Source organism: Hymenobacter cavernae (genome assembly GCF_014641455.1).
Lineage (GTDB): Bacteria > Bacteroidota > Bacteroidia > Cytophagales > Hymenobacteraceae > Hymenobacter > Hymenobacter cavernae.
Genome location: NZ_BMHT01000009.1, coordinates 34995 through 61826, shown reverse-complemented (window position 1 = coordinate 61826; position 26832 = coordinate 34995). Strand labels below are relative to the sequence as shown.

The following is a 26832-nucleotide window of genomic DNA, read 5'->3' as shown; positions in this document are numbered from 1 at the left end:
GTTGTTGACCTTAGTAAAAATCAAAGCCTAGCACGGCGCGAAGTGGTAGCGCCTTGCCCGATTTTAGCGAGAGATATTCTGCGTCGCTGGCCCAAACGGTGGTGTGGATGCGCTTGGTTAAGCCATCAACCGTTTGAAAGTAAATATCTACTTTGCTCTGATAACCATTGCCTAACGTAGTAGCCCGCTCGGCCTGCCAGCGTCTTTGCTGGCGCTCAATTACTGTAGAGAGAACATCGTGAGAAGGAAAGCGGAGCGTTGAAATGGCTTCTTTGGTGACCACTTCATTGGGCAAGGTATGCATGTTGGGCAGGAATAAAAGGTGGATTATTTCCTGCTAAAATGAAAGTAATATTTAATCTAAACAATATTCATAATGTATAAAAAATATAATTATTCAATGTGGCGGTTTGGTGGCTATAGGCTGCGTTTGAGCTAAAAAAGGCTATTGCGGCTAAGGGTTCTTAGCTGCAATAGCCCTTGGCTAGTTACAATCCAATGATAGACTACAGCCTTACTTTGCTGGTGCCTCAGCCTGCTACGAGTGGCAGTACTACCTGGCCTGAGTGGCCTAAAAGGTGAAGCCCAGAATCGCCCGCAAGGGAATGGTAATGCCCGATTTGAGCGTGATATATTCCTCGTGCGTGGCCCAGACGGAGGTGTTCACGCATTTGGTGGCGCCGTCGTCGGTTTGAAAGTAGATGATTACTTTGTTGTGGTACGCGTTGCCGAGAGAGGTAGCGCGCTCGGCCTCAGAACGACGCAACTTCTGAGCCTCCGGGTCAGGTAAAACATCATCGTAGGGAAAGTGCAGGGTCGGAATGTTTTCTTTCTCGACAAGCTCTACATCTTGTTGTTCAATAGGTTGCATAGACTAACAGGGACAAAAACCGTTGTGAAAAAGAAGCAGGTGAAAGTGAAAGAAACTAACCCAAAGGCCTGATCACCAACGTGAGTGGAACACCTGGACCTAGGTTTCGGTTTTTAATTACGCCATTCCCGCCAAAAAGGCCATTGTATCGACGCCATCGGCGTAATCGCCCACGCCGGGGTGCTGGGCCTGCCCGAACGCAAAGCTGCCCGCGTACCAGCCATTATCCGAGACGATGCATTGGGTTTGAGGCGCTACCGCCGCGAGTTGCGCAGTCAGGTCGGCCGTGTCCGAGTACGTGCCGTAGTGGACCACCGAAATCGGCGAGACGAGCGGCGGGTTCTCGGTGAGCAGCAGGAAACCTGTGTCGAAGTGCGGCACGCGGTTGACCAGCAGAATGCTCTTGTTGTAGTCGTAGTTGTTCTGGTACTTGTGGTGGTTGAGCACGTCGTGCCACGGTTGCAGGCCGTCCAGCAACGGGGTGAAATCGTAGCCCTCCGGCACAAAAAGCTTGGATACGTTGCGGCAACCCAGGCCATAGTACCGGAAAATATCCGGACCTAGGTTGGCCAGTGCTTCGCGGGTTTCCTCACCCGTCAGCACGGCCAGACTGGTGCGATTGCGCCGGATGAGGTTAGGTTTCTTGCCGAAATAATACTCGAAGTAGCGGGCGGTGTTATCGGAGCCGGTAGCAATGAAAGCGTCGGCGTCGTTGAGGCGCGGCACGAAGGCCATACGCTCGGCGAAGCGGGGCTCCAGGCGTACCAGCTCCTCGGCCAGCCAGCGCATGAGCACAGTATCCTCGGCGCTGGGCTTAGCGAGTAGCTGGTGGCCGCTGAGCAGCACGCACATTAAATCGTGAAACCCGACGAAAGGAATGTTGCCGGCCATAACTACGCCCACGCGGCGCGGGGTGCTAGGTTCGGCCGGGTAGCGGGCCGCCCATTGGCGCAACGGCTCTTCCGCCAGCAGATCGGCAATGCCGCGCAGCGCCGCCGTGACGTTAGGCGCATCAAACCAGGCATTGGTGTTGCGCGCACGGGCGGCAAGCGTTGTTACTTCTTCGTCGGTAAGCTGTTCTAAACGGCGCCCCAGGGCCACAAAAGCAGCGAGGCGGTCGGAATGAGTCATCAGGGAAATGTTGAATGCTAAGTGTTGAGTGTTGAATGGAAGGAGTGACAGTACGAGACCTCAAGAGCAATTCGCAGCATCACGCGTCACTGCTAACAGCTATTTCGGTCACAATGTCCATTATTCAGCCCTTAAAATTGCTGAATAGCTCGCAAGGCTACAGCTTAGTTTCTACTTTTGCCTATTCAGGCCGGGCCATGCTCGCCTTTTCTACGTATTTATCGTCATTCACCTACTAAACCAGAGGAAAACGGCTATGGCCATCATGATAACGGACGAGTGCATCAACTGCGGTGCCTGCGAACCTGAATGCCCCAACACCGCTATTTACGAAGGCGGCGCGCAGTGGCGCTGGGCCGATGGCACCACATTGAAGCAAGTCGAGGTAGATGGCGGTCAGGTAGTGGCCGGCACTGCCCCCCAAACCCCTGTTTCGGACGAGTACTACTACATCGTCTCCGATAAATGCACCGAGTGCGTGGGCTTCCACGAAGAGCCTCAGTGCGCCGCTGTGTGCCCCGTCGATTGCTGCGTCGACGACCCCGACTATCGTGAGTCGGAGGAGAAGTTGGTTGCTAAAAAAGAGTGGCTGCACGCAGCAAGCTAGGTTGGTCAGTATTAATAAACAAAAAAGCCTTTCCGAGTTCCGGAAAGGCTTTTTTGTTATTCGCTGTAGGAACGCGCCACGGCGTGTTCGTCGTTGAACGGCCGCATGGCACGACCTGTGCGTGTTGCATGGACGTGTGTTGAAGTTGAGTTGAGCGAACGAAATCCTTCAACGATTGAACGCGCCACGGCGCGTTCCTACACGCCAAAGACCTAGGTGCCGCAGTTGAAGTACTTGTCGTATGCCGATTCTGGCAACAGACTCACTTGGCTCAGTACTTTGATGGGCCAGCGCAACAGGCGAATTAGGGAGTAATTGTTCGGATAATCGCGGAAGGTTTTGGGCGGCGTGGCCACAATCTGGTCGAACTCGGCGCGGGTGAGACCTAGCCGTTTGATGCACAAATCAATAACCCGTTGGTCCTCAATAGAGTTGATTTGGCTGGTGCGCTCCAAGGCCGTTTCGCGCGACATCTGACCCGAGCGAACCAGCGCCGAATAGTTGAACAAGCGCCGGTCAATGTTGAACTTGGTGCGGTTCAGGTAATAGATAACGCTCTGATACAGATCGTCGAAGTAGTGGGCACCGGGATTTTTCCAGTCCAGCTCGCGTTCTAGCAGCTCATCCACGTCAGCACGCACATAATCAACGTGGTAGAGCAGCGTGACCGTCTTGATACGACGCAGGAAGGCATAGTAGAACATTTCCTTCAGGTCGAGGTTGAAGCCGGGGTCATTGGGTGACCAAGGTCGCAGCGGCACCGTGCCGAATTGCTTGTGCACTGCCTTCAAGTATTTGCCATCCAAATAGTTCCAGGAAAGTGGTGCAATGCCTTCCGTGCGGAACGATTGCCCGATGACGATGCGCTGAATGCCTTCTTTGGCCGCCACGCCGTAGAGGGCCGTGGCAATACCTAGGTCGGTGCCTTCCTCCATGTCGGGCGTGGAGGCCTTCAGGAAAACAATCTTCAAATCCTTCGATTCGCGCCAGTCGGAGGTGATAGTGCGCATTTCCACCCCTAGCTTGCGGCAGGCTTTTACCATATTTTCGCCCGCCACAGGGTTGCCGAAGCCGTCGTTGAAGTGCACGGCCAACGGGCGCAGCTTGAGCTGCGTAACGCAATACCACAGCGTAAATGAGCTGTCGCGCCCACCGCTCACACCTAGTACGCAGTCGTATTTTTTGCCTTTGCCGGTGCGCTTGATGTCGTCGGCTAGCTCCTGCACTTTCCGGCGGCCGGCTTCGCCTAGGGGGAAAGCGCGGTCCATCTTGTCGTGCAGCCCGCAAAAGTTGCACTCGCCCTTACTATCGAAATGAATGCCGGGCACGGTTGTGTCCATAATGCAGCGCACGCAGCGCTGGTAATCTGCTGTCTTAGAGCTGCTATGAAGTGCTTTACTGGCTAAAGCCTGTTCCCCAAGTGAAGGTTGCTGCATGGTAAAGGTGTGACGGTAGGAGAGAAAGTTGGGCGGAAAGGAACAGGAAAGTGAAAAATTATCTGCGGAGCGTGAAGTTAAGCCTGCGACCTAGGTAGCTGGTCAAACTGGTAGCCTTTGCGCTTCAGCATTTCCCCAATAGCCGTGCCCTGCTCCTTGCGGATAGGCCGTGGTACTTCGGCGATTACCAACTCGCCGGCAAATTCATTGAAGGTGCCCTGCGCCCGAATGCCGCTCGCGTCGATGGCGAGCGAGCAGCCGATGCTTTTCTTGCCTTCGTAGGGGCCGCCCACAATGTAACCCACGGAGGTTGTGCTTACCACCGCCACGTTATAGAGCTGGGCCAGAATGCTGAACGGGCGAACCCACTTTTCCTGGTAGGGGTCGTGCTCCTCGGTGATGGAGTAATCGACCGTCCAGGATGCGGGAGCCAGGATAAACTCGGCGCCCATGCGGGCCAGCGTGTGCCCGATAGCCAAGCCGTCGATGTAGTTATCGGCGCACACGTTCACGCCGATTTTGCCGAGCGGCGTATCTACTACGTTTAGCGTTTGCCCAACACTATAGAAGGGTTGCTCAACTGACAGTAGGTTGATCTTATGGTACTTAACAAGAATTTCCCCTTCTGGGTTGATGAGCAGCGCCGTATTGTAGTTGCGGCCGTTGAGCTTTTCCGTCAGGCCCGCGCAGATGTAGATGTTGTGCTTGATGGCTTCCTCGCAAAGCCGGTTGCTGAAGGCACCTGGAATGGGTTGAGCCTCGGTAAGAGCACTCGGGTGCGTCCAGGCGAAGTCGAGGGTTTCGGGTAGCAGCACCAGGTCGCAGCCCCGTTCGGCGGCTTCGGCAATCATGCGGGCGGCCCGTTCGAGGTTGCGCTGGGGCTCGCCGCCTTCCACCAGCAGCTGGCCCATGCCGATGCGCAGTATTTCGGTAGAAGTTTCAACCGACGTACTGGCACTCGGCGCCGGGGCGACCGTGGAGCTAGGTGCAGCGTCGACAGACTTTTTCCGGAGAAGCGAGAAAAGTGGAGCCATAAGCAATTTAGAGACGAGGGGAGAAAAGGCTCAATGCAAAAATATCACGAAATGATATAATTATACTGAAATCAGCAGTAAAAACCATGCGTTCATTTTCGCATACTACAAACATATTACCCAATTAGTGAAAAGGGCAGGAGTGGCTCCTGGAGATTCTCGCTAAGTGGCCTCAACAGCTAGCGTTTCCCACCCCGCCCCGAATTGCCTACTTTTGTAGTGATTCTGAACCGATTTTACCCGCCGATGGCCCTCGCCAAAACCTACACGCCCGCCGACGTTGAAGCCAAATGGTACCAGCGCTGGCAGGAGCAAGGCTTTTTTAAAGCCAAACCGAACCCCCGCAAACCTGCTTATTCTGTGGTCATTCCGCCGCCCAACGTGACGGGCGTGCTGCACATGGGCCACATGCTGAACAATACGATTCAGGACGTACTGGTGCGCCGTGCCCGCATGCAAGGCAAAGAAGCGTGCTGGGTGCCCGGTACCGACCATGCCTCTATTGCTACTGAGGCTAAAGTAGTTGCGTTGCTCAAAGAGCAAGGCATCAACAAGCGCGACCTCACCCGCGAGGAGTTCCTGAAGCATGCCTGGGACTGGAAAGAAAAGTACGGCGGCATCATTCTGGAGCAGCTCAAAAAGCTAGGTGCCAGCTGCGACTGGGACCGGACGCGCTTCACGATGGAGCCCGAAATGACCGAAGCCGTGCTGCGCGTGTTCGTGGATCTGCACCGTAAAGGCCAGATCTACCGCGGCGTACGCATGGTAAACTGGGACCCGCAGGGCCGCACCGCCATCAGCGACGAGGAGGTTATTGCCAAAGACGTAACCGGCAAGATGTACCACCTGCGCTATGAGGTAGTAGGGCAGGAAGGACAATACTTGACCGTTGCCACGTCGCGCCCCGAGACCATCATGGCCGACGTAGCCGTAGCGGTGAATCCTAACGATGAGCGCTACAATCATCTGCACGGCCAGAAGGTCCGCATTCCGCTGCTCGGTCGCGAAATCCCGATTATTCTGGATGAGTACGTGGCCATTGACTTCGGAACGGGTGCGCTGAAAGTGACGCCGGCCCACGATCTGAACGACTACGAGCTAGGACTGAAGCACAACTTGGCCGTTATCGACATCCTGAACGACGACGGTACGCTCAACGAGAAAGCCGTGCTCTACGTGGGCCAGGACCGCTTTTCCGCCCGCAAGCAGATTGCCAAGGATTTGCAGGAAGCGGGTCTGCTCGACAAAATCGAGGAGTACGCCAGCGTGCTGCAAACCTCGGAGCGTACTGGCGCTGTGATTGAGCCGCGCTTGTCGCTGCAATGGTTCTGCAAAATGGACCAGATGGCAAAGCCTGCCCTAGCTGCTGTCGAAACTGACGAAATCAAGCTGCACCCGCCCAAGTTCAAGAACATGTACCGGGTGTGGATGGAGAACGTGCGCGACTGGTGCATTTCGCGCCAGCTGTGGTGGGGTCAGCGCATTCCGGCCTGGTACCTGCCCGATGGCTCGTTTGTAGTAGCTTTGAACGAAGACGAGGCACTAAAGCTAGCTCAGCAGAAATCCGGCAACGAAAACCTAGGTCTAGCCGACATCCACCAGGACGAAGACGTGCTGGATACGTGGTTTTCGTCGTGGCTGTGGCCGATTTCGGTGTTCGACGGGTTCAAGGACCCCGACAACGCCGACGTCAACTATTTCTACCCAACCAATGACCTCGTAACGGCGCCCGAAATCCTGTTTTTCTGGGTGGCACGCATGATCATGGCGGGGCTGGAATACCGCAAGGAAGTGCCGTTTAAAAACGTGTATCTCACCGGCATCGTGCGCGACGACCTAGGTCGCAAGATGAGCAAGCAGCTCGGCAACTCGCCCGATCCGCTCGACCTCATTGCGCAATACGGTGCCGATGGTGTGCGCACCGGCATGCTGTTCTCGGCGCCGGCCGGCAACGACTTGCTCTTCGACATCAAACTCGTAGAGCAGGGCCGCAACTTCACCAACAAGCTCTGGAACGCCTTCCGCCTCACGCAAGGCTGGGAGGTAAGCCAGGACCTGCCGTTCGCCAGTGAAAAAGCGGTGGAATGGTTCGGGGCTAGGTTGCAGGAAACGGTGGTGCAGCTCGACGAGCACTTCGACAAGTTCCGCATGAACGATGCGCTGCTGACGGTGTACAAGCTTGTGTGGGACGATTTCTGCTCGGTGTACCTGGAGATGGTGAAGCCCGCCTACCAGCAGCCCATCGACGCTGAGACACTCAAGCACACCATTGGCTACTTCGAAACGCTGCTGAAGCTGCTGCATCCGTTCATGCCCTTCATCACCGAAGAGCTGTGGCACGAGCTAGCTTCCCGCGGTGCCAAGGAATACGTGTGCGTGGCGCCCTGGCCCAAGCTGACGCCAGTTGCGGGCAATGCCGACGTGCTCAGCCGCATGACCACGGTGCTGGACGTAGTAGCCGGCATTCGCAACGTGCGCAACCAGAAGAACATCGGCCCGAGCAAGCCGCTGGCGGTAGCCGCCAAAACGGACGAGCAGGAACTGCTAGCTGCTTACGCGCCTATCATTAAGAAGCTAGCTAACGTGAGTGAGCTCAGTTTCGTGCACGAAGGACTGACTGGCGCGGTGAGCTTCGTGCAAGGCGCCAGCGAGTTCTTTATTCCGCTTGAAGGCCACATCGACTTGGCGGCCGAGCGGGCTCGCATTGAAAAGGAAATCGAGTACAACCGCGGCTTCCTGGAATCGGTGATGAAAAAGCTCAGCAACGAGAAGTTTGTGCAGAACGCCAAGCCCGACGTGATTGAGCGCGAGCGGCAGAAGCAAGCCGACGCCGAAGCGAAGATTGCGGCGCTGGAGCAAAGCCTAGCTTTGCTGTAAGCTGGTAACAAATTAACACTAAGCAAGAAGGCCACCTTACCCTAGGTGGCCTTCTTGTTTTATTAAGCAGTGGCTCTTCTAAGTAAGGAGGAGGTTAAAAGGCTCTGATGAAGCATTACCGCTTTTTTCTATTTCGAATTCCCTCTCTGATATCTACAGACAGTCCAAACAGAACTGTTCCTATTAGCATGCAATAGCATAGAAGTATAAGGTAAGCGAATATGTAGGCTAATGTGAAGCTGGCTTGACGCTGAAAATAGCGTTCTAACGCCGTAGACAGAGCTAGTATAAGTAATACTACACAGGTCATTACGGCTACTTTTCTCATGATAGGGAGTTACTAAAGAAGAGAGATAAACTCACGAGATTAAGAGTAAGCGAGAACATTTCGCTACGAAATATGCAGCCAAACAGCATTCCCTTGTTTCTTTGAAGCTGTAGAAAACCAGTGCTGATTTACCGTCTTCCTTTTTCGCATTCCAAACACACATGAAGAAACTCAACCCTTTGTTGGTAAGCGCCAGCGTACTAGCCCTTGGCTCAGCGCAGGCACAGCAGGGCAACCCGCCCGTGGCTACCATCAAACCTAAGCAACTGACCACCCTAGGTCATACGCGCACCGACAACTACTACTGGCTCAACGAGCGTGAAAACCCGGAAGTAATCAAGTATCTGGACGCTGAAAACGCCTATTTCGACCAGAAAATGGCGCCTGCAAAAGCTATTGAAGGCAAGGTTTTCAACGAAATCAAAGGCCGCATTAAGGAGCAGGACGAGTCGGTGCCGTACCGCGACAACGGCTACTTCTACTACACCCGCTACGAGACGGGCGGCGAATACCCGATTTATTGCCGCAAGAAAGGCGACCTGAAAGCACCGGAAGAAGTGCTGCTCAACGCCAACGTAATGGGCAAAGGCAAGACCTACTTCCAGATTGCCAGCTACGACGTAAGCGACAACAACCAGGTTATGGCCTATGGTGCTGATACCGTGAGCCGTCGCCTGTACACGCTGCGTTTCAAGGATTTGAAGGCCGGCAAGGTTTACCCCGAAGCCATTCCGAATACCAGTGGCAACGCCGTGTGGGCCGCCGACAACAAGACGGTGTTCTACGCCAAAAAGGACGTAACGACGCTGCTGCCGTACCAGCTTTATCGCCACACCCTAGGTACCGACCCGAAGCAAGACAAGCTCATTTACGAGGAGAAGGATAACACCTTTAACCTGAATGTAGCGCGCTCGAAATCCAAGAAGTACATCTACGTGGTGCTGACCAGCTCCCTTTCTAATGAGACGCGGTACCTCGATGCCGCTAACCCAGCGGGTGAGTTCAAGACGTTCCTACCCCGCGAGAAGGAGCATCTTTATTACGTCGAGCACATGGGCGACAACTTCTACGTGCGTACCAACTGGCAGGCGCCAAACTATCGCCTGATGTCGGTCCCAGTGAGCAACACAGCCAAAGCTGCCTGGAAAGATGTTATTCCGGCTCGCAAAGATGCGTTCATCAACGATTGTGACTTGTTCCGCGATTTCCTGGTGGTGAATGAGCGCAAGAATGGCTTGTTCCAAATGCGCGTTATCAACTGGAAGAGCAAACAGGAGCATTACCTCAAGTTCGACGAGCCGGCTTACATGGCCACGTTCGGGGCTAATGCTGAATTTGACACGCCGGTGCTACGTTACGTGTACACCTCGTTCACCACGCCGCCCTCCACCTACGACTACGACATGAACACCCACAAGAGTACCTTGCGCAAGCAGCAGGAGGTGCTAGGTGGCTTCAAGAAAGAAGATTACGTAACGGAGCGCACCTTCGTGAAAGCCCGCGACGGCGCCATGGTGCCGATTGCCATTGTTTACAAGAAAGGCTTCAAGAAGGACGGCAACGCGCCGGTGTTGCAGTACGCGTACGGCTCCTACGGCTACTCGCAAGACCCGACCTTCAGCGCCGCGCGCCTGAGCCTGCTCGACCGGGGCTTCGCCTACGTGCTCTGCCACATCCGTGGCGGGCAGGAAATGGGCCGGCAGTGGTTCGAGGACGGTCGTATGCTGCACAAAATCAACAGCTTCACCGACTTCATTGATTGTTCGGAATACCTGATCAAGGAGAAGTATACTTCGCCCGCTAAGTTGTTCGCCATGGGCGGTAGCGCCGGTGGCCTGCTGATGGGCGCCGTGGTAAACATGCGCCCTGACCTCTACAAAGGCGTTATTGCCGCTGTGCCGTTCGTGGACGTGGTAACGACCATGCTCGACGAAAGCATTCCGTTGACTACCAGCGAGTACGATCAGTGGGGCAACCCCAATCAGAAGCAGTACTACGACTACATGCTCTCGTACTCGCCCTACGACAACGTGAAAAAGCAAGCGTATCCCAACATGCTCGTTACCACTGGCCTGCACGACTCGCAGGTGCAGTACTTCGAGCCAGCCAAGTGGGTGGCCAAGCTGCGTACGATGAAGACGGACAACAACCTATTGTTGCTACACACGGATATGGCTGCTGGCCACGGTGGTGCCTCCGGCCGCTTCAAATCCATCAATGACACGGCCCGGCAGTACGCCTTTATGCTGATGCTACTCGGTTTGAACTCGTAAGCTAGCTGTGCTGCGTACACAGCCATAGGCAAAGAAAAAGCCCCGTCGTTTGACGGGGCTTTTTCTTTGCCTATCTGACCTAGGTCGTTACTCACCAGATAGCGTATCAGTAGCTACGCTCCGGCGGCCGCGGGGCGTATTGCCACGGTTCTGCATTTGCAACTGAAATGTTACCTGCTCACAATCGGCAAAACGCTTTTCGGCTAGCTCTAAGGCTTTCTCCGTAGTCGAGAGCTGACGGTACAGGTAGAGAATGGTGCCCAGCGAAATCAGCAGTGCTAGGAGAAAAAGAAGGTTTTTCATGCGGTAATAGCAGGCGCAGAGACTAGTCTGCACCATTGCTTAAATCGTGGTATTCGGATCGAACTGCTCCAGGTAGTCGGCTACTTTGCGTACGAACATGCCGCCCAGCGAACCATCAACCACCCGGTGGTCATAAGAGTGCGACAGGAACATAAAGTGCCGAATGCCAATCAAATCGCCCTGTGGCGTCTCAATCACGGCGGGCTTTTTCTTGATGGCACCTAGGGCCATGATGGCTACTTGCGGCTGCATGATGATGGGCGTACCCATTACGTTGCCAAATGAGCCGACATTGGACACCGTGTAGGTGCCGCCTTCCAGGTCTTCGGGCTTCAGCTTATTCAGGCGGGCCCGGTTAGCCAAGTCGTTCACGCGCTTGCTCAAGCCGTTGAGATTCAGTTCATCCGCTTTGTGAATGACAGGCACAATGAGGTTGCCGGAAGGCAGCGCTACAGCCAGGCCAATGTTGATGTCGCGCTTCTTAATGATGTAGTCGCCCTCGATCGACACGTTGATGTTGGGGAAATCCTTGATGGCGCGTGCAATAGCTTGTACCAGAATCGGCGTGAAGGTCAGGTTTTCACCCTCGCGCTTCTTGTAGGCGTCTTTGTGCTTGTTGCGCCAGTTTACAATCTCCGTCACATCGGCTTCCACGAACGAAGTAACGTGTGGCGAAATGCGCTTGGAATCGACCATGCGCTGCGCAATCAGCTTGCGCATCCGATCCATCTCGATCAGCTCATCGTTGCCGCTTACTGATGGAGCAGGCTTGCCAGGTGCCGGAGCGCTAGCGGGTTTTGAGGCTGAAGCAGGTACTTCGGTAGCCGGAGCAGGGGTAGATTCGGGTGCCGGAGCAGCTTTCGGCTCGGGAGTGCTCGGCTGCGCAGCAGGCTTAGGCGCTACCGGTTCAGGCGCGGTTGGTGGCGTAGCTGCTGCAGGCGCTACTGCTTGATTCACGGGTTTCCTGCCGTCCGTTACGTAGGTCAGAATGTCCTTCTTGGTTACGCGATTGTCCTGACCAGTGCCCGGAATCTGCTCTAACTCCGCCAGCGAGATGCCTTCTTGGCGCGCAATATTCAGAACGAGCGGTGAGTAAAAGCGGCCAGGCTGAGCGGAGTGGGTCGATGACGCTACGGCTGGCTGGGCATTGCTTGCAGCCGGGAGGTAAGGCACAGCAGCCACTTCTTCTGCTTCGGGCTCAGCAGATTCCGGTGCTGCCGGCGCCTGCGACGTTGAGGCCTGCGCCGCAGCCACTTCGGTTTCTACAATGGCGATGGGGGCGCCTACGGCCACTACCTGGCCTTCCTGCGCCAGAATCTCCTGCAAAACACCGGCATGAATGGCGGGTACTTCGGTATCTACCTTGTCAGTAGCTACTTCCAGCACCGATTCATCTTGCTCAATAGCATCACCTACTTGTTTGAGCCATTTCAGAATGGTGCCTTCCATAATGCTTTCGCCCATTTTGGGCATCACCATTTCCACTCGTGCCATGCAGTTATTGGGGGTTGGGTTGAATTGTTAATTGGGTGGGGGTCGAGGATTTCGGGCAAAGGTAATAGGAAAGCGCCCGTTGTTGCCGTTCGTTGTTTTGGCCGTCCTCCTGAAGAGCGCTGCCGCCGGGAAGCAGTAAAACAAAACCTAGCTTTCCTTGAGCGGCGGCAAACTCAGGCGCAGCAGGTTCAGTACGGCGGTGGTGGTGTATTCGACGTTTATTTGCCGGCCGCGGTTAAATAAAAACTGCCGGCTGACGGTCTGGTGCTGGTCGGCGTAGGCAATGCAGATGGTGCCCACCGGTTTATCGGGCGTGCCGCCATCGGGGCCGGCAATGCCGCTGGTTGCTAAGGCTACGTCCACACCTAGGCGCTGGCGGGCACCTTCGGCCATTTCGCGTACCGTGGCTTCGCTCACGGCGCCATAAGCAGCTAGGGTTTCGGGCTTCACACCTAGCTCCTTAATTTTTATGTCGTTGGAATATGCTACTACGCTGCCCATAAAATAACGCGAGCTGCCCGCCACGCTCGTAAGCTTGTGGGCCAGAAAGCCACCCGTGCAGCTTTCGGCCGTGCCGATGGTCAGGTTGCGGGCGGCAAGCAGGCGGCCCACGGCGGCTTCCAGCGGAATATCTTCTTCGGCAAAAATGTACTCGCCAACACGTGCGCGGAGTTCGGGGAGCAACGCCTCCATGCGGCCACGCAGATTGGGTTGGCCATCATCGGTGCCGGTCAGGCGCAGGCGCACGTTGCCCAGGGAGGGAAGGTAAGCTAGCTTCACATTTGGCGGCAAAGCATTTTCCCAATCCGCAATCTGCTCAGCCAGAAATGATTCGCCAATGCCGGCCGTCTGTACTACCAGGTGCTCGATGGCGGGAGTATGGAAGTGAGCCTGAAGCTTCGGCAGCACGATATCCGTCATCATGCGCTTCATCTCGAACGGCACGCCCGGCATCGATACAAACACGGTACCCTGATCCTCAAACCACATCCCCGGCGCCGTGCCTACCGCGTTGAATACCACTTCGCAGTTAGACGGAACCAGCGCCTGCTGGCGGTTCACGTCGAGCATCGGCCGGTTGAAGCGCGCAAAAATGCCCTCAACGTGGCGCAATGTAGGCTCGTGCATCACCAGCTCACTGCGGAAGTATCGGGCTAGCACATGCTTGGTCAGGTCGTCTTTGGTCGGACCTAGGCCACCGGTGATAAGCACTACCTGGGCGCGCTGCCGGGCTAGGTCGAGGGCCGTCACGATTTCATCGGCACGATCAGAAACGCTGCTGATCTGCCGCACGCGCAGTCCAATTTTAGCCAACTCCTGCCCCATAAAGGCAGAGTTGGTGTCGATGACCTGCCCATAGAGCAGCTCGTCGCCAATAGTCATGATTTCAACATCAGGAAGCAGGGGCATATAGTTGAGGTTAGGAAGGCTGGGAGAATTGGCGCAATTTGTGGGCACGACTCGTAAGACCGCCACAGGGGCCGTCAGGTTTTTGTCTTTTCGCTTATGAACGTATTTCGTACCCTTACAGTAGCCATCGTCATTGGGTTGGCCGGTAGCCACGTCGCCTCCGCACAGGCGAAAACGACCACCAAAAAAGCCACGACTACAAAGGCAAAAACGACCACCACGAAGGCGAAAACGACCGCTAAGCCAGCCGCCAAAACGACTGCTAAAACGACTACTACGGCCAAAACAACCACCAAAGCCGCTACGCCCGCACCTGCCCCGGCTCCCGTCGTGAAAGCGCCCCTCACCGATGCGGAAGCCTCCAGCGGCATGAAGGAAACACTCGTGCAAAGCGTGACGAGCAGCGTCGAGCAGGCCAGCCAGGCCGATGGTTTCAATGGTAACGCTGATATCCGCATTCCATTTCCACCTGAAGCCGAGATGGTAGCAGCTACGCTGCGCAAGCTCAAGATGGGCGCGCTGGTTGACAATTTTGAAGTAGCTCTGAACCGCAGTGCTGAGGCTGCCTCGGTGCAGGCCAAGCCCATCTTTCTGAACGCGGTGCAAAACCTGAGCTTTGCCGACGCTATGGGTATTATAACGAGCAAAGACGATGATGCCGCCACCACATATCTGTACGATAAGACGGCCGAGCAGCTGAAAACGGCCTTGCAGCCCATTATTCAGCAGTCGTTGCAGCAAACCGGCGCTACCAAGCTATACGCCGAAATGGCCGCCAAGTACAACAAGATTCCGATGGTGACGCCGCTCAACAAACAGCTGGAACCCTATGCCACGGAGAAGACAGTAGACGGCCTGTTTACCCTGATTGCCGCCAAAGAAGGCAGCATCCGGGCCAATCCAGCCGCTGCCGGCAGCGACATACTCAAGCGTGTATTTGGTAAATAAAGCTATCTTAAATTAAAAGCTAGGTTAAAGCAAAGAAGCCTCAACTCTACAGTTGAGGCTTCTTTGCTTTAACCTTCATTCAAAACGCTAGCTCGTTATGCAGATTAGTGCTAGCTAGCGCTTGCGCGGTTTCGAGAAGGAGTAAGGTGCTGCCTCGGCTTGCATACCGCGGCCTGTATTTGGGGTAGCGGCCATATCAAAATCCAGTGTAGCACCTTGCATCAGGGCTTTGTGGCTTAGCCAGTTCTGGTCGTAGGGCTGGCCGTTAAAAGTAGCGCGGCGGATGTAGCGATTCTCATCACTATTATTCGCCGCTTGCAGAATTATTTCTTTGCCATTTTCTAAGTGCAGAGTCGCCTTTTTAAACAGTGGAGCCCCCAGCACATACTGATCCGTGCCGGGGCAAACCGGGTAGAAACCTAGGGCGGAGAAGACGTACCACGCTGAGGTTTGGCCGTTGTCTTCGTCGCCGCAGTAGCCGTCGGGGGTGGGCAGGTAGAGACGTTTCATGGCTTCGCGCACCCAATATTGCGCTTTCCACGGCTGGCCGGCGTAGTTGTAGAGATAGATCATGTGCTGAATGGGCTGGTTGCCGTGCGCATAGTTGCCCATGTGCGCAATCTGCATCTCCCGGATTTCGTGAATGACGGAGCCGTAGTAGGAAGCATCAAACACGGGAGCTAGGGTAAATACCGTGTCCAAGGCCGCCACAAACGGCTTCGGACCGCCCATCAAATCCATCAAACCTTGCACATCATGAAACACCGACCAGGTGTAATGCCAATTATTACCCTCGGTGAAGGCGTCGCCCCATTTGAACGGGTTGAAAGGTGACTGAAACTGCCCGTTCTGGTTTTTGCCGCGCATCAAGCCGGTTTGCTTGTCGAACAGGTTGCGGTAGTTCTGGCTGCGCTTGGCGTATAGATCAATCTCCTTCTTGGGCCGGTTCAGCGCTTTCGCCAACTGATAAATGGTGAAGTCATCGTAGGCGTATTCCAGGGTGCGAGCCGCGTTTTCGTTGAGCTTCACATCATAAGGCACGTAACCTAGCTTGTTGTAGTACTGCACCCCGGCGCGACCCACTGCTTCCAGCGGGCCGGCGTTGTTAGCGCCGTGGACCAAGGCTTCGTACAGCGTATTGATGTCGTAGCCACGGCCGCCTTTCAGGTAAGCGTCAGCCACTACCGAGGCGGAGTTGTTGCCCACCATCACGTCGCGGTAGCCGGGGCTAGCCCACTCGGGCAGCCAGCCGCCTTCTTTATAAGCATTCACCAAACCCGCCTGAATCTGGGCGTTTACGCTCGGATACATCAGGTTCAGAAAAGGAAACAACGCCCGAAACGTATCCCAAAAACCAGTATCGGTGTAGAGGTAGCCCGGCAGCACTTGGCCATTATACGGGCTGTAGTGCACTGCCTGCCCTTGCGCATCCAGCTCATAAAACTTGCGCGGAAACAAGAGTGAGCGGTATAAGCACGAATAAAACGTTCGCATCTGGTCCTCGGAGCCGCCCTCCACCTGAATACGGCTGAGTTGCTGGTTCCAGGCAGCTTTGGCCTTTTGCTTCACCGCCTCGAAGTCATCGTTGCCAATCTCTCCTAGGTTTAGCTCCGCCTGCTCGGGGCTGATAAAGGACGATGCCACGCGCGCATTCACCTGCTCACCCTTGCGCGTCTGGAAGCCAACGAGCACGCCTACATGATCCGCTTTGAACTCCATAATGCTGCTCGTAAGCGTGCTATCGTGGTAAATCGTGGTGCTCGTAAACGGCCGGTCGAACTGAATGACGAAGTAGTTTTTAAAATTCTGCGGAACGCCGCCCCGGTTCTTGGTGGTGTAGCCTATAATTTTGTTTTCCTGTGGCAGCAGCTTCACATACGAGCCTTTATCGAGGGCGTCGAGCACCACGTAGGCGCTATCGGTCTGGGGGAAGGTGAAGCGAAAACGGGCGGCTCGCTCAGTTGGCGTAATTTCCGTTACTACGTCGTGGTCGGCCAGGTACACACTGTAGTAATAGGGCGTGGCTGTTTCAGCTTTGTGCGAAAACCAACTGGCCCGCTCATCTTCCTCGAACCGCAGCTTGCCTGTGATGGGCATAAGCGCAAACTGGCCGTAGTCGTTCATCCAGGGCGAAGGCTGGTGCGTTTGCTTGAAACCCCGAATTTTATCGGCACTGTAGGTGTAAGCCCAGCCGCTGCCCATCTTGCCGGTTTGAGGCATCCAGAAGTTCATGCCCCAGGGCAGTGCAATAGCCGGGTAGGTGTTGCCATTGGACAAGCTAGGTTTGGAATCGGTGCCCATGAGCGGGTTCACCCACATCACCGGGTCAGGTTTCTGGGCGAAGGCTAGGTTCGTAACGCACAGAGCGGTAAACGCTACCAGAACTGTAAGATGTCTAAACATGCGTTGGGATGAAGGTGAAGATCCGCGAAGCGACATTCCAACTAGGAGAAATTTCTTGAGGAATGGAAATAGCAAAAGGCACGAACCCGCATTTACGACCGTTGAGTTGGGGCAGTACTAAGCCGGCTGGTTTGGTCCGATTTATGTCTTTACAACTCCATAAAGGCCTTTTCAACCTTCGGATATTCCCATTTTGTATTATGAAAAAGACTCGCTATTCCGTGTTGCTGGTTGCTCTCATGGGGCTGAGTTTCACGGCTTCTGCACAGATTAAGTTGGGTAAGCTTGGAGAAATCCTGAAAACCCAACTTCCTAAAACCACCACTACTTCCACCAGAACAACGGCCAACGGCGTCAGCCAGACAGACGCTGCTAACGGCCTGAAAGAAGCACTGATTCAGGGGATTAGCAAAGGCACTGACCAAGCCTCCAAAACGGATGGCTTTTACCTGAATAAGCTCATCCGCATTCCTTTTCCGTCCGACGCGCAGCGCGTCGCTACTACGCTGCGTACCCTAGGCCTAGGTGCCCAGGTCGATAAGTTTGAGCTATCGCTGAACCGCGGCGCGGAAGATGCGGCTAAGAGCGCCAAGCCGATCTTTCTGGCCGCTATCAAGAGCCTGACCTTCAAAGATGTGTGGGGTATTCTGACCGGCGAAAAGGACGCCGCTACCAGCTACCTGAAGCGCACCACCACCACGCAACTCACGACGGCTTTTAAACCGATCATTCAGCAGTCGTTGGATAAAGTAAGCGCCACGCGCTACTACACCGACCTGACCACGCGCTACAACAAGATTCCGCTCGTGACGCCCGTCAACACTGACCTGAACGACTATGCCACCGGCAAAGCCATCGATGGGCTATTTACACTGGTGGCCCAGGAAGAAGCGAACATCCGCGAAAATCCCGTAGCCCGCACCACCGATCTGCTCAAGCGCGTGTTTGGCAAAAGCTAGGTTTGCTGATGTGCTGATTTCTTGATGTGCTGGTATGCTGATAGTTAAACGGTGAACCTAGGTGCAAAAAAGGCCCCGCTCGACGTAGTCGAGCGGGGCCTTTGCATTAGATGCTGTCAGAATGATCAGCACACCAGCACATCAAGAATCAGCAAATTAAAAATCGTCGTCTTCGTTGTAGCGCGTGCTGCGGCCCCGACCGGTTCGGTGGCTGCCGTAGCTGTCATCGTCTTCATCGTCGCCGAAATCATCGTCTTCATCGTCATCAAGGCTGGCGAAACCGCTGCCATCCGGGTCTTCCGCAGCCTCAGCGGCCGTGTATTCCTCTTCGGTCATGCTAGCTAGGTCCAGGGCTTCATCGTGGGAGGAGCCGGTATCGCGCCACATCAGGTAGTCCGCGTATTTGGCGCTTAGCCGATCTTCGGGGCTTCCAATGGCCTTGCCGCCGCCTTTCTTGGCGAAGGTGTCCAGGTCGTCATCGTCATCGAGGAAATCGTCGTCGAGGTCGTCGTATTGTCTCATGGCCGGGTGAGGGCGGGTAATAGTGAAGAATCAGGTGTGGTTACCGGAGCGAAGATACGGCAGGAACAGGTTCTGCGTTCGGCTCGAAACCGGATTTTTACGGCGAAAAAGCCTACTGTTTAGCTCTGGAAGGTGTTTGTTGCGACCTAGGTAGTCGTTGGTTCAGTAAGAAGCTTACGGCTGAGATTTCGCAGATTGAGCTACCAATGTGTGCCGGTCAGCTAGCTTAGCGCGTCGGCTTAACTCCAAAGCTAGTCACGTCCAGGTGCGTCGAACAGAAGTCGTATTCTTCGGCTACGTTGGAACTAATAAGCACAAGGCGGCCTAGTGCCGTGGCGCGCACATGCTCCCGGTACCATTCTACGCCGGTGCGGTCGAGGTTGGTGGTGGGCTCATCCAGCAGCAGGAGCGGAGCCGCGGCATAAAGCGCCAGACCTAGCTTCAGGCGCTGCTTCATGCCGGAGGAGAAGTCGCGCACCAGCTTGTGGCGTGACTTCTCTAGGTACATGCGCTCAATCAGACCTTCGTTGGTGAGGCCTGCACGTAGCGGCTTGAAGCGGGTATGAAATTGCAATAACTCCGTTAGCGTAAGCTCCTCAATCAGTTCCAAATACGGGGCGCAGTAAGCCAGCAGCTGCGGTACTTCTTCCACCGCCACCAGCTGGCCCTGATACGTGTAGGTAAGAGTGCCCTCAGTGGCCAGCAGCTGCCCGGAGAGTGTATTCAGGAGCGTACTCTTGCCGGAGCCGTTAGGACCTAAGATAGCCGTAGCAGTGCCGGGCTCGAACGTGTGCGTCAGGTCCCGAAAAATCCAGTCGCGGTGAAAGCGCTTGCTCAAACCGGCCGCCGTAATCTGCATTAGTCCAGACTAGTGCTATTGCGCGAGTAGCCCTTGATGATGCCGCGACCCGAGTTGCGGATGAAGTTTACTACCTCATCGCGCTCGGGAGAGGGGAGTAGATCAAGCTCGATTTTCTCCAGCGCATCGTTGGTGTTCAGGCCGCTCATAAACAACAGACGGTAGAGCTGCTGAATCTCGGCGATCTTCTGGTCGGAGAAGGTACGGCGACGCAGCCCGATGGAGTTGATGCCAGCGTATGCTAGCGGCTCGCGCCCGGCCTTCACGAAAGGCGGTACATCCTTGCGCACCAGCGACCCGCCCGAAACCATGGCGTGCGCCCCGATTTTCACGAACTGATGTACGGCCGAAGTACCCGACACAATGGCCCAATCGCCGATTTCAACGTGACCGGCTACCTGCACAGCGTTTGCCAAAATGCAGTTGTTGCCAATGATGCAGTCGTGGGCGACGTGCACGTAGGCCATGAGCAGACAATTCGCGCCGATAATGGTTCGCTGCCGATCTACCGTGCCGCGATTGATGGTAACACACTCACGGACAACGGTATTATCCCCGATGTGTGCCGTCGTAACTTCACCCGCGAACTTCAAATCCTGCGGAATGGCCGAAATCACAGCGCCGGGGAATATCTTACAATTCTTGCCGATGCGGGCGCCTGACATGATGGTCACGTTAGGCCCAATCCAGGTGCCTTCCCCGATTTCTACGTCCTTATCGATCGTGGTAAAGGGCTCCACCACTACGTTTTGGGCGATTTTGGCTTCGGGGTGAATATAGGCGAGCGGCTGGTTCATTATTTTTAATTATCAATTACCATTTAACAATTATCAACCCCATCTAAATAGTCGCAATTCAACGTCAAAGGTAGTTGCGGCATTGTTAGATGATAAATGTTAATTGTTAACTGAAAAGCTAGGCATTTTTCCGAACGATGCTGGCCGACATTTCCGCCTCCATTACCACTTTGCCATTCACGTAGGCTTTGCCGCTCATTTTGGCGATGCCTCGCTTGATGGGTGCCAGCAATTGGCAGCGGAAGATAATGGTGTCGCCCGGCTTGACCATGCGACGAAAGCGGCAGCTTTCGATGCCCATGAAGTAGGTCCAGTAGTTTTCGGGGTCGGGGACAGAGTTAAGCACCAGAATACCACCGGTTTGTGCCATTGCTTCAATCTGAATCACGCCTGGCATTACGGGGTTGCCGGGGAAGTGACCCAGGAAAAATTGCTCGTTCATCGTCACGTTTTTCACGCCCGTCACCGTGTTGGCATCGAGGTGAATGATTTTGTCGATGAGCAGAAACGGGTAGCGGTGCGGCAGTGTGGCGGCAATCTGGTTGATGTCCATCACCGGCGTGCGCGACGGATCGTAGGTCGGCACGGCGCTGGCATTTGCCTCCATCATCTTCTTCTTGATGCGCTTGGCGAAGGCAACGTTGGCCGCGTGCCCAGGGCGGGCCGCCAGAATCTGGCCTTTCAGCGGCCGACCTACCAGGGCTAGGTCGCCTACCAGATCGAGTAGTTTATGGCGCGCCGGCTCGTTTTTGTGGCGCAGGTCCACGTTGTTCAGAATGCCTTCCTTCTTGACGGCTACTTTGGGCTTGCCGAGCATGTTCGCCAAGTCCGTCAGTTCCTCGTCGGTCACCACGCGGTCAACGACTACGATAGCATTGCTCAAGTCGCCGCCCTTGATGAGGTTTTGCTTGTAGAGCATTTCCAGCTCATGCAGAAAGCAAAATGTACGGGATGATGCTATTTCATTCGCAAACTGCGATATATCAGTCAGAGACGCGTGTTGTGAACCTAGCACCGGCGAGTTGTAGTCAACCATCACCGTGAGCCGGTAATCGTTGAGCGGCAACGCCGCAAGTTCCACGGCGCGCGCATTATCCACAAAGCGAATTTCGTCGGGAATCTCGAAGTAGTTGCGGAGCGCGTTCTGTTCCTCCAGACCTACTTCCTGCAACGGCTTAATAAACTCGTAGGAGGAGCCATCCATGATGGGCGGCTCCGGGCCATCCAGCTGAATCAGCACATTATCAATCTGCAAGCCGACCAGCGCCGCCAGCGTGTGCTCCACCGTATTGATGCGGGCGCCGTTTTGCTCGATGGTAGTACCGCGCGAGAGGTCTACTACGTTGTCCACGTCGGCATCAACCAAGGGCTGACCGGGCAAATCGATGCGCTGAAACTTATAGCCGTGATTAATAGGGGCCGGGCAAAAAGTCATCGTGGCCTGAGCGCCGGTGTGCAGGCCAATGCCGCTGACGGTCACCGGGGCCTTAATCGTGTGTTGCTTATCGTTCATTAGAAGCTGTTAGCTCTTAGCTGCTTGCTAGTAGCTGACGGTTAAACTCTAAATCTAAATCGGAGCGAAAGTGAAGAACAAAAACAGGAGGCTAGCAGCGAAGCGCTAACAGCCAACAGCTTTTTACCAGCGCAAAGCTAGGGCTTTTCCGGTTCGGTCCGGCTGCGCTCTAATTGACTGAGGCGCCGCTCCAGATCAGGCAAGTGCCGGAAGATGGCATTTGCCCGCAGACTGTCGCGCAGATTGAAGGCAGGAGAGCCTTGTAAGAACACGCCTTCTTCCTTGATGGATTTGCCCACACCCGACTGCGCCGTTACGGTCGTGCGATTAGCTAGGGTCAGGTGTCCGGCTAGCCCGGTTTGTCCGGCCAGCACGCAGAAGTCGCCGATTTTGGTGGAGCCCGAGATGCCGGTTTGCGCGGCAACGACGGTGTGACGACCTATTTCTACGTTGTGCGCAATCTGAACCAAGTTGTCAATTTTAGCGCCTTCGCGGATGATAGTGGAGCCCATTGTAGCGCAGTCGATGGTCGTATTAGCGCCAATGCGCACATTATCTTCGAGCACCACGTTGCCGGTCTGCGGAATAGCCCGATAGGAGCCATCGGGCTGCGGCGCAAAGCCAAAGCCTTCGGAGCCTAGCACGGCGCCGGCGTGAATGGTGCAGCGTGCGCCAACCACTGTATCGGCGTAGAGCTTGGCCCCGGCGTAGATGATGGTGTCGTCGCCGATGGTGCACCGGTCGCCGATGTAGGCGTGCGGAAAGATGAGCACGTTTTGGCCGATACGGCAGTTTTCGCCGATGTAGGAGAAAGCGCCACGGTAGTGATTATCACCTATTTGGGTGCCGGGACCTAGGTGCGCCGGCTCCTCTACGCCGCGCCGCCCCGTGCGGCTGCTCTGTTGATAGAACTCCAGCAGCGTAGTAAAGCTGGAGTAAGGATCATCGACGCGGATGAGCGCCGCTTGCACGGGCTGGCGGAGTACTAGGCTGCGGCTTACAATGACGGCCGTAGCGCCCGTATCATAAAGATGCGGCTCGTACTTCAGGTTGGCCAGAAAAGTAAGCGAACCGGCCCGCGCTTCTTCAATCTTTGCCAGTCGATCGACCCGCTGTGTCGCGTCGCCTTCGACCTCACCGCGGAGCACTTCCGCAATCTGACCTACCGTAAATTCCATCGGGCAAAAGTAGAGAAATTTGGTGCTTTGATTTTAGTGACTGGCGCTTGGTGCCTAGTGCTTGGATGGTAATTGCTGAGGACTAAGGTTTTCAAGCATTCTGCACGAGCAGAACCAGACGTGCTACCTAGGTCTCAGCCCTCAAAATCATGTGCTAAACGCTAACGGCCAAAACCTAGGTGCCAGCCCTAAGAAACTACTGAATAATCTCTTTGGGATAGCAGATGTAGTACTTTTCGACGCGCTTGCTGAGGGCGCGGATGTTGGGCAAGTCCGAAGCTTCCGCAACGTTCACGACGTGGCCGCGCTTGGTCAGCACGTCGATGGTTTCGTCGTGCGTATCGTAGGCGTTGTTGCTGATGCGGCCGCTGAGCATCAGGAGTTTGGCTTCTTCCAGAGGCAGGCCAAACTTCTCGCTGATCAGTTCCACGACTCCTAGCTTCAGGTCCTCGTCTACGGGTTCACTTTGTAGCGTGATTTTGAATAGGTGCCGATCCAGGATGCAGCGCGACATATAGCTGAGCACTCTATCCGGGTGACCAGCCCACATTTTTACGGCGCCCCAGATGTCGTAGTCGTCGAGCTGCACGAAGCGTTGCAGAATACTCTCGTCTTGCTCGAAATCTTTGATGCTGACAGGCTTAGATAAAAAGAAGTGCAGATCGGGAGAGGCCGGGACTTTGTGGCCGGCGCGGGTCAGGTCGCGGGCACGCTGCACGATGCGGATAATCATCTGCTCGGCGCTCGTAACAGTCTTATGCAGATACACTTGCCAGTACATCAGGCGCCGACTCACCAGAAAATTCTCAACACTGTAAATGGCTTTTTCTTCCAGCACCAGTCGCTCATTCACCACTGTCAGCATCTTAATCAGGCGGTCGGCGCCGGGTCGACCTTCCTGCACGCCAGTATAGAAAGAGTCACGGTTCAGGTAATCGAGCCGGTCCATATCGAGCTGGCTGCTCACAAGCTGGTGAAAAAATGGGCGTTGGTAGCTGCCCTGAAAGATTTCAATAGCTAGGTCGAGCGCGCCATGATGCTGCTGGTTAAGCCGTTGCATGAGCTGCAACGACAGCCGCTCGTGCGGCACTTCGTGAAAAATGGCGGTTTCCAGCGCGTGCGAAAGCGGCCCGTGCCCAACATCATGAAGCAAAATGGCCGCCAGTGCCGCCTGGCCTTCGGCCGCCGAAATCTTGACGTGTTTGTCTTTGAGCGTGCGCAACGCCGTGCTCATCAGGTGCATAGCGCCAAGCGCATGATGGAAGCGCGTGTGCAGCGCCCCCGGATACACAAACCCCGTCAGACCTAGCTGCTGAATGCGCCGCAGCCGCTGAAAGTAAGGATGCTCGATCAGGTCGAAGAGCAACTCGGTCGGGATGGTGACGAAGCCGTAGACTGGATCGTTAAATATTTTCTTTTTGTTCATTCGTAGGGTCTTGGGAACCTAGGGTCTTGGGGTCTTGGATGAGCAGACCGGTAGCCCGAATATCCCAGGAAAGTCGTTGACTATAACTTGGCTATAATAAAACCAGCTTACATAGCGCGATTGTCGGGCAAATTAGCTTTTACCTTTTGATAGTAGGCCGTGAGCATTCGGCGAAGCCGTTCAACGTCAGTTATCAACTATGCAGCTGCATCGGCTGTCAGATAGTTCAATCCTTGTGCTAAGAGTAGCTGAGAAGCTAGTTCGCTGGCTGAACCCATCACAATAGTAAGGAATCGCAATAAATCGCGGGCCGACTGGCGGCCGCAGCCTTCCGCAATATTATGCGGCACCGAAGACGCCGACCGGCGCATCTGACTGGTTAAACCAAATAGTTCGTCTTTCGGAAAGTCACGCGTGATTCGGTAAATCGCAAACGTCAGTTCCTGCCCTTCTTGCCAAATTCGCAGTTTACGAAAATCAAACATAAAGTTCCTAAATGATGTATGCTAGCTATAGCTGAGCACAAGATTGTATCTTATTTGCTCGTTTTGCGGTAAAGCTAGTGGCTTTACGGCTGCATTACATTGTTCAGATAGGCTTGGGCCAGTCGATAAAACCAAGACCCCAAGACCCTAAGACCCCAACCTCCATTATGCAACGCTACAGCATCCTTTGGGCCGATGATGAAATCGATCTGCTCAAACCCCATATTCTGTTCCTGAAAGAAAAAGGCTACGACGTAACCGGCGTAAATTCCGGAGCCGACGCCATCGAGCAAGTCGGCGAACAGAACTATGACCTCGTATTTTTGGACGAGAATATGCCCGGCCTGACTGGCCTGGAAACGCTCACGGAAATCAAAGCGGCCCGCCCGACCACGCCGGTGATCATGATTACCAAGAGCGAGGAAGAGCACATCATGGAAGAAGCCATCGGCTCCAAGATTGCTGACTACCTCATCAAGCCCGTTAATCCGAACCAGATTCTGCTTTCGGTGAAGAAGGTGTTGGATAACAAGCGCTTAGTAAGTGAGAAAACCAACAGCGGCTACCAGCGCGACTTCCGGCAGCTAGGTATGCAGCTCGGCGACCGGCTCAGCCCGAGTGAGTGGGCTGATGTGTATAAGAAACTGGTATTTTGGGAGTTGGAAATTGATGAGACCGAAGGCAAAAGTATGGCCGACGTCTTCAACATGCAGAAGGACGAGGCCAATACCTACTTCGGGCGCTTCATCACCGAGAACTACGAAGACTGGGTGAACGGCGACGACAAAGATGCGCCACTCATGTCGCACCAGCTCTTCAAAGAGCGCGTGTTCCCGCTGCTGAAAGCCACCGGCGATACGCCCGTGTACTTCGTGCTCATCGACAACCTGCGCTACGACCAGTGGAAGATTCTAGAACCAATTATCGCTGAGCTGTTTACCGTAGATCAGGAGGAGATGTACTACTCAATCCTGCCTACTACCACGGCGTACGCGCGTAATGCTATCTTTTCGGGCATGATGCCCGGCGAGATTCAGAAGAAGTACCCGAACCTGTGGGTGAACGACGACGACGACGAGGGCAAAAACCTGCACGAGCAGGAGTTTCTCGAAATCATGTTCCAGAAGGCTAGCCAGAAGCAGAAATACAGCTACAACAAGGTGACTAACTTGCAGGCGGGCAAGGATTTGCTGGGCAAGATGAGCAACCTGCACAACAACTACAAGCTCAACGTCATCGTCTACAACTTTGTGGACATGCTCTCGCATGCCCGCACCGACATGGCCATGATTCGGGAGCTGGCCGCCGACGAATCGGCTTACCGTTCGCTTACCCGCTCGTGGTTCCTGCACTCGCCCTTGTATGAGATGCTGCAGCAGATTGCCGAGAAAAAAGGCAAGCTCATCATCACGACCGACCACGGCACCATCCGCGTGAAGCGGCCCTACAAAATCGTGGGCGACCGGAACACCAATACGAACCTGCGCTACAAGCACGGCAAGAACCTGGGTTTCGATGACTCGCGCGACGTGTACACCGTGCGCAAGCCCGAGCGCATCTTTCTGCCCCGTGAAAATGTGAGCACTGCCTACGTCTTCACCATCGGCGACTACTTCTTCGCCTACCCCAACAACTACAACTACTACGTGAACTACTACAAGGACACATTCCAGCACGGCGGTATCTCGCTGGAGGAATGTATCATCCCATTTATTACGCTCACTCCGAAAGGCGCCTAGCCTACGCTAGGTTAGTGAAAAAGGCCGGTCCTATGATCGGCCTTTTTTATTAATACTAGGCTAAGCACTTGTACGCTTATGCAACAACTATTTTCATGTATTGTATCTATCTAATAATCGCTCGTAGTTTTTAGGTGATTGAACGAGGATTTAACTTAATTCATAGAATAGTATTTAGAATTTAATATGTTTTAAACTAGATTTGCACAATACCAACGTAGGCCTCTTTGGTCGATTTC

22 protein-coding genes are annotated in these 26832 nt (G+C 54.7%); 6 read left to right on the top strand and 16 right to left on the bottom strand.

Annotated features, from left to right (window positions below):
• Positions 1-10: 10 nt before the first annotated feature.
• From IEX74_RS20805 to IEX74_RS20795, 3 genes are all read right to left on the bottom strand, one after another.
• The gene (locus IEX74_RS20805; RefSeq protein ID WP_188815971.1) at positions 11-304 is read right to left on the bottom strand and encodes a hypothetical protein; all 294 of its coding nucleotides are present in this window, start codon (positions 302-304) and stop codon (positions 11-13) included.
• Between the two features lie 267 nt (positions 305-571).
• The gene (locus IEX74_RS20800; RefSeq protein WP_188815970.1) at positions 572-871 is read right to left on the bottom strand and encodes a hypothetical protein; all 300 of its coding nucleotides are present in this window, start codon (positions 869-871) and stop codon (positions 572-574) included.
• 117 nt (positions 872-988) lie between these two features.
• On the bottom strand, positions 989-2002 hold the full coding sequence (locus tag IEX74_RS20795; protein WP_188815969.1) for an acyl-CoA reductase: 1014 nt from the start codon (positions 2000-2002) through the stop codon (positions 989-991).
• Positions 2003-2258: 256 nt separating this feature from the next.
• Between IEX74_RS20795 and IEX74_RS20790 the strand changes: the two genes are divergently transcribed.
• Entirely contained in the window at positions 2259-2609 is a 351-nt protein-coding gene (locus tag IEX74_RS20790; RefSeq protein WP_188815968.1) for a 4Fe-4S binding protein, read from the top strand.
• A 212-nt stretch (positions 2610-2821) separates the two neighbouring features.
• Here the strand turns inward: IEX74_RS20790 and IEX74_RS20785 are convergent, their stop codons facing one another.
• A complete protein-coding gene (locus tag IEX74_RS20785) occupies positions 2822-4045 on the bottom strand; it encodes an N-acetyl sugar amidotransferase (protein WP_262892051.1) in 1224 nt (407 codons plus the stop codon).
• Positions 4046-4122: 77 nt separating this feature from the next.
• Positions 4123-5079 (bottom strand): carbon-nitrogen hydrolase family protein, encoded by a 957-nt coding sequence (locus tag IEX74_RS20780; protein WP_188815966.1) that lies wholly within the window; start codon positions 5077-5079, stop codon positions 4123-4125.
• Between the two features lie 246 nt (positions 5080-5325).
• Between IEX74_RS20780 and IEX74_RS20775 the strand changes: the two genes are divergently transcribed.
• Together IEX74_RS20775 and IEX74_RS20770 are read left to right on the top strand one after the other, a co-directional pair.
• Entirely contained in the window at positions 5326-7956 is a 2631-nt protein-coding gene (locus IEX74_RS20775) for a valine--tRNA ligase (protein WP_188816079.1), read from the top strand.
• Between the two features lie 489 nt (positions 7957-8445).
• Positions 8446-10557, top strand: a complete 2112-nt coding sequence (locus IEX74_RS20770) for a S9 family peptidase (RefSeq protein ID WP_188815965.1) — start codon at positions 8446-8448, stop codon at positions 10555-10557.
• 87 nt (positions 10558-10644) lie between these two features.
• On the opposite strand, the gene IEX74_RS20765 is transcribed toward IEX74_RS20770, so the two are convergent.
• The 3 genes from IEX74_RS20765 to IEX74_RS20755 all read right to left on the bottom strand — a co-directional run bounded on the left by IEX74_RS20765 (position 10645) and on the right by IEX74_RS20755 (position 13764).
• Positions 10645-10860 carry a hypothetical protein gene (locus IEX74_RS20765; RefSeq protein ID WP_188815964.1) on the bottom strand — a complete coding sequence of 72 codons (216 nt, stop codon included), beginning with the start codon at positions 10858-10860 and terminating at the stop codon, positions 10645-10647.
• Between the two features lie 39 nt (positions 10861-10899).
• The gene (locus IEX74_RS20760; protein WP_188815963.1) at positions 10900-12354 is read right to left on the bottom strand and encodes a dihydrolipoamide acetyltransferase family protein; all 1455 of its coding nucleotides are present in this window, start codon (positions 12352-12354) and stop codon (positions 10900-10902) included.
• A gap of 147 nt (positions 12355-12501) precedes the next feature.
• Entirely contained in the window at positions 12502-13764 is a 1263-nt protein-coding gene (locus tag IEX74_RS20755; protein WP_188815962.1) for a competence/damage-inducible protein A, read from the bottom strand.
• Positions 13765-13860: 96 nt separating this feature from the next.
• Between IEX74_RS20755 and IEX74_RS20750 the strand changes: the two genes are divergently transcribed.
• Positions 13861-14712, top strand: a complete 852-nt coding sequence (locus tag IEX74_RS20750; RefSeq protein WP_188815961.1) for a DUF4197 domain-containing protein — start codon at positions 13861-13863, stop codon at positions 14710-14712.
• Between the two features lie 114 nt (positions 14713-14826).
• Here IEX74_RS20750 and IEX74_RS20745 read toward each other — a convergent pair whose 3' ends face one another.
• On the bottom strand, positions 14827-17115 hold the full coding sequence (locus IEX74_RS20745) for a GH92 family glycosyl hydrolase (RefSeq protein ID WP_188815960.1): 2289 nt from the start codon (positions 17113-17115) through the stop codon (positions 14827-14829).
• Positions 17116-17315: 200 nt separating this feature from the next.
• Between IEX74_RS20745 and IEX74_RS20740 the strand changes: the two genes are divergently transcribed.
• Positions 17316-18074, top strand: a complete 759-nt coding sequence (locus IEX74_RS20740) for a DUF4197 domain-containing protein (protein ID WP_188815959.1) — start codon at positions 17316-17318, stop codon at positions 18072-18074.
• A gap of 156 nt (positions 18075-18230) precedes the next feature.
• Here the strand turns inward: IEX74_RS20740 and IEX74_RS20735 are convergent, their stop codons facing one another.
• The 7 genes from IEX74_RS20735 to IEX74_RS20705 form a co-directional block, all read right to left on the bottom strand.
• Positions 18231-18596, bottom strand: a complete 366-nt coding sequence (locus IEX74_RS20735) for a hypothetical protein (RefSeq protein ID WP_188815958.1) — start codon at positions 18594-18596, stop codon at positions 18231-18233.
• A gap of 226 nt (positions 18597-18822) precedes the next feature.
• Positions 18823-19455: an ABC transporter ATP-binding protein gene (locus IEX74_RS20730; RefSeq protein WP_188815957.1), complete on the bottom strand. Its 633-nt coding sequence runs from the start codon at positions 19453-19455 to the stop codon at positions 18823-18825.
• Positions 19455-20252 (bottom strand): acyl-ACP--UDP-N-acetylglucosamine O-acyltransferase, encoded by a 798-nt coding sequence (gene lpxA / locus IEX74_RS20725; protein ID WP_188815956.1) that lies wholly within the window; start codon positions 20250-20252, stop codon positions 19455-19457. The genes IEX74_RS20730 and lpxA overlap by 1 nt, the downstream gene beginning before the upstream one ends.
• Before the next feature lie 118 nt (positions 20253-20370).
• Positions 20371-21765, bottom strand: a complete 1395-nt coding sequence (locus IEX74_RS20720) for a bifunctional UDP-3-O-[3-hydroxymyristoyl] N-acetylglucosamine deacetylase/3-hydroxyacyl-ACP dehydratase (RefSeq protein ID WP_188815955.1) — start codon at positions 21763-21765, stop codon at positions 20371-20373.
• Between the two features lie 137 nt (positions 21766-21902).
• A complete protein-coding gene (gene lpxD, locus IEX74_RS20715) occupies positions 21903-22943 on the bottom strand; it encodes a UDP-3-O-(3-hydroxymyristoyl)glucosamine N-acyltransferase (protein WP_188815954.1) in 1041 nt (346 codons plus the stop codon).
• Between the two features lie 196 nt (positions 22944-23139).
• Entirely contained in the window at positions 23140-24369 is a 1230-nt protein-coding gene (locus IEX74_RS20710) for an HD domain-containing protein (RefSeq protein WP_188815953.1), read from the bottom strand.
• Positions 24370-24566: 197 nt separating this feature from the next.
• Positions 24567-24854 carry a four helix bundle protein gene (locus IEX74_RS20705; RefSeq protein ID WP_188815952.1) on the bottom strand — a complete coding sequence of 96 codons (288 nt, stop codon included), beginning with the start codon at positions 24852-24854 and terminating at the stop codon, positions 24567-24569.
• Positions 24855-25021: 167 nt separating this feature from the next.
• Here IEX74_RS20705 and porX point away from each other — a divergent pair, with 167 nt between their 5' ends.
• Positions 25022-26593, top strand: coding sequence for a T9SS response regulator signal transducer PorX (porX, locus tag IEX74_RS20700; protein WP_188815951.1), 1572 nt, complete (start codon positions 25022-25024; stop codon positions 26591-26593).
• Positions 26594-26832 lie beyond the last annotated feature (239 nt).

Excerpts from the sequence above, each read along its gene's own strand:
- IEX74_RS20805 (WP_188815971.1), bottom strand. The coding sequence starts at position 304 with ATGCATACCTTGCCCAATGAAGTGGTCACCAAAGAAGCCATTTCAACG.
- IEX74_RS20800 (WP_188815970.1), bottom strand. The coding sequence starts at position 871 with ATGCAACCTATTGAACAACAAGATGTAGAGCTTGTCGAGAAAGAAAAC.
- IEX74_RS20795 (WP_188815969.1), bottom strand. The coding sequence starts at position 2,002 with ATGACTCATTCCGACCGCCTCGCTGCTTTTGTGGCCCTGGGGCGCCGT.
- IEX74_RS20790 (WP_188815968.1), top strand. The coding sequence starts at position 2,259 with ATGGCCATCATGATAACGGACGAGTGCATCAACTGCGGTGCCTGCGAA.
- IEX74_RS20785 (WP_262892051.1), bottom strand. The coding sequence starts at position 4,045 with ATGCAGCAACCTTCACTTGGGGAACAGGCTTTAGCCAGTAAAGCACTT.
- IEX74_RS20780 (WP_188815966.1), bottom strand. The coding sequence starts at position 5,079 with ATGGCTCCACTTTTCTCGCTTCTCCGGAAAAAGTCTGTCGACGCTGCA.
- IEX74_RS20775 (WP_188816079.1), top strand. The coding sequence starts at position 5,326 with ATGGCCCTCGCCAAAACCTACACGCCCGCCGACGTTGAAGCCAAATGG.
- IEX74_RS20770 (WP_188815965.1), top strand. The coding sequence starts at position 8,446 with ATGAAGAAACTCAACCCTTTGTTGGTAAGCGCCAGCGTACTAGCCCTT.
- IEX74_RS20765 (WP_188815964.1), bottom strand. The coding sequence starts at position 10,860 with ATGAAAAACCTTCTTTTTCTCCTAGCACTGCTGATTTCGCTGGGCACC.
- IEX74_RS20760 (WP_188815963.1), bottom strand. The coding sequence starts at position 12,354 with ATGGCACGAGTGGAAATGGTGATGCCCAAAATGGGCGAAAGCATTATG.
- IEX74_RS20755 (WP_188815962.1), bottom strand. The coding sequence starts at position 13,764 with ATGCCCCTGCTTCCTGATGTTGAAATCATGACTATTGGCGACGAGCTG.
- IEX74_RS20750 (WP_188815961.1), top strand. The coding sequence starts at position 13,861 with ATGAACGTATTTCGTACCCTTACAGTAGCCATCGTCATTGGGTTGGCC.
- IEX74_RS20745 (WP_188815960.1), bottom strand. The coding sequence starts at position 17,115 with ATGTTTAGACATCTTACAGTTCTGGTAGCGTTTACCGCTCTGTGCGTT.
- IEX74_RS20740 (WP_188815959.1), top strand. The coding sequence starts at position 17,316 with ATGAAAAAGACTCGCTATTCCGTGTTGCTGGTTGCTCTCATGGGGCTG.
- IEX74_RS20735 (WP_188815958.1), bottom strand. The coding sequence starts at position 18,596 with ATGAGACAATACGACGACCTCGACGACGATTTCCTCGATGACGATGAC.
- IEX74_RS20730 (WP_188815957.1), bottom strand. The coding sequence starts at position 19,455 with ATGCAGATTACGGCGGCCGGTTTGAGCAAGCGCTTTCACCGCGACTGG.
- lpxA (WP_188815956.1), bottom strand. The coding sequence starts at position 20,252 with ATGAACCAGCCGCTCGCCTATATTCACCCCGAAGCCAAAATCGCCCAA.
- IEX74_RS20720 (WP_188815955.1), bottom strand. The coding sequence starts at position 21,765 with ATGAACGATAAGCAACACACGATTAAGGCCCCGGTGACCGTCAGCGGC.
- lpxD (WP_188815954.1), bottom strand. The coding sequence starts at position 22,943 with ATGGAATTTACGGTAGGTCAGATTGCGGAAGTGCTCCGCGGTGAGGTC.
- IEX74_RS20710 (WP_188815953.1), bottom strand. The coding sequence starts at position 24,369 with ATGAACAAAAAGAAAATATTTAACGATCCAGTCTACGGCTTCGTCACC.
- IEX74_RS20705 (WP_188815952.1), bottom strand. The coding sequence starts at position 24,854 with ATGTTTGATTTTCGTAAACTGCGAATTTGGCAAGAAGGGCAGGAACTG.
- porX (WP_188815951.1), top strand. The coding sequence starts at position 25,022 with ATGCAACGCTACAGCATCCTTTGGGCCGATGATGAAATCGATCTGCTC.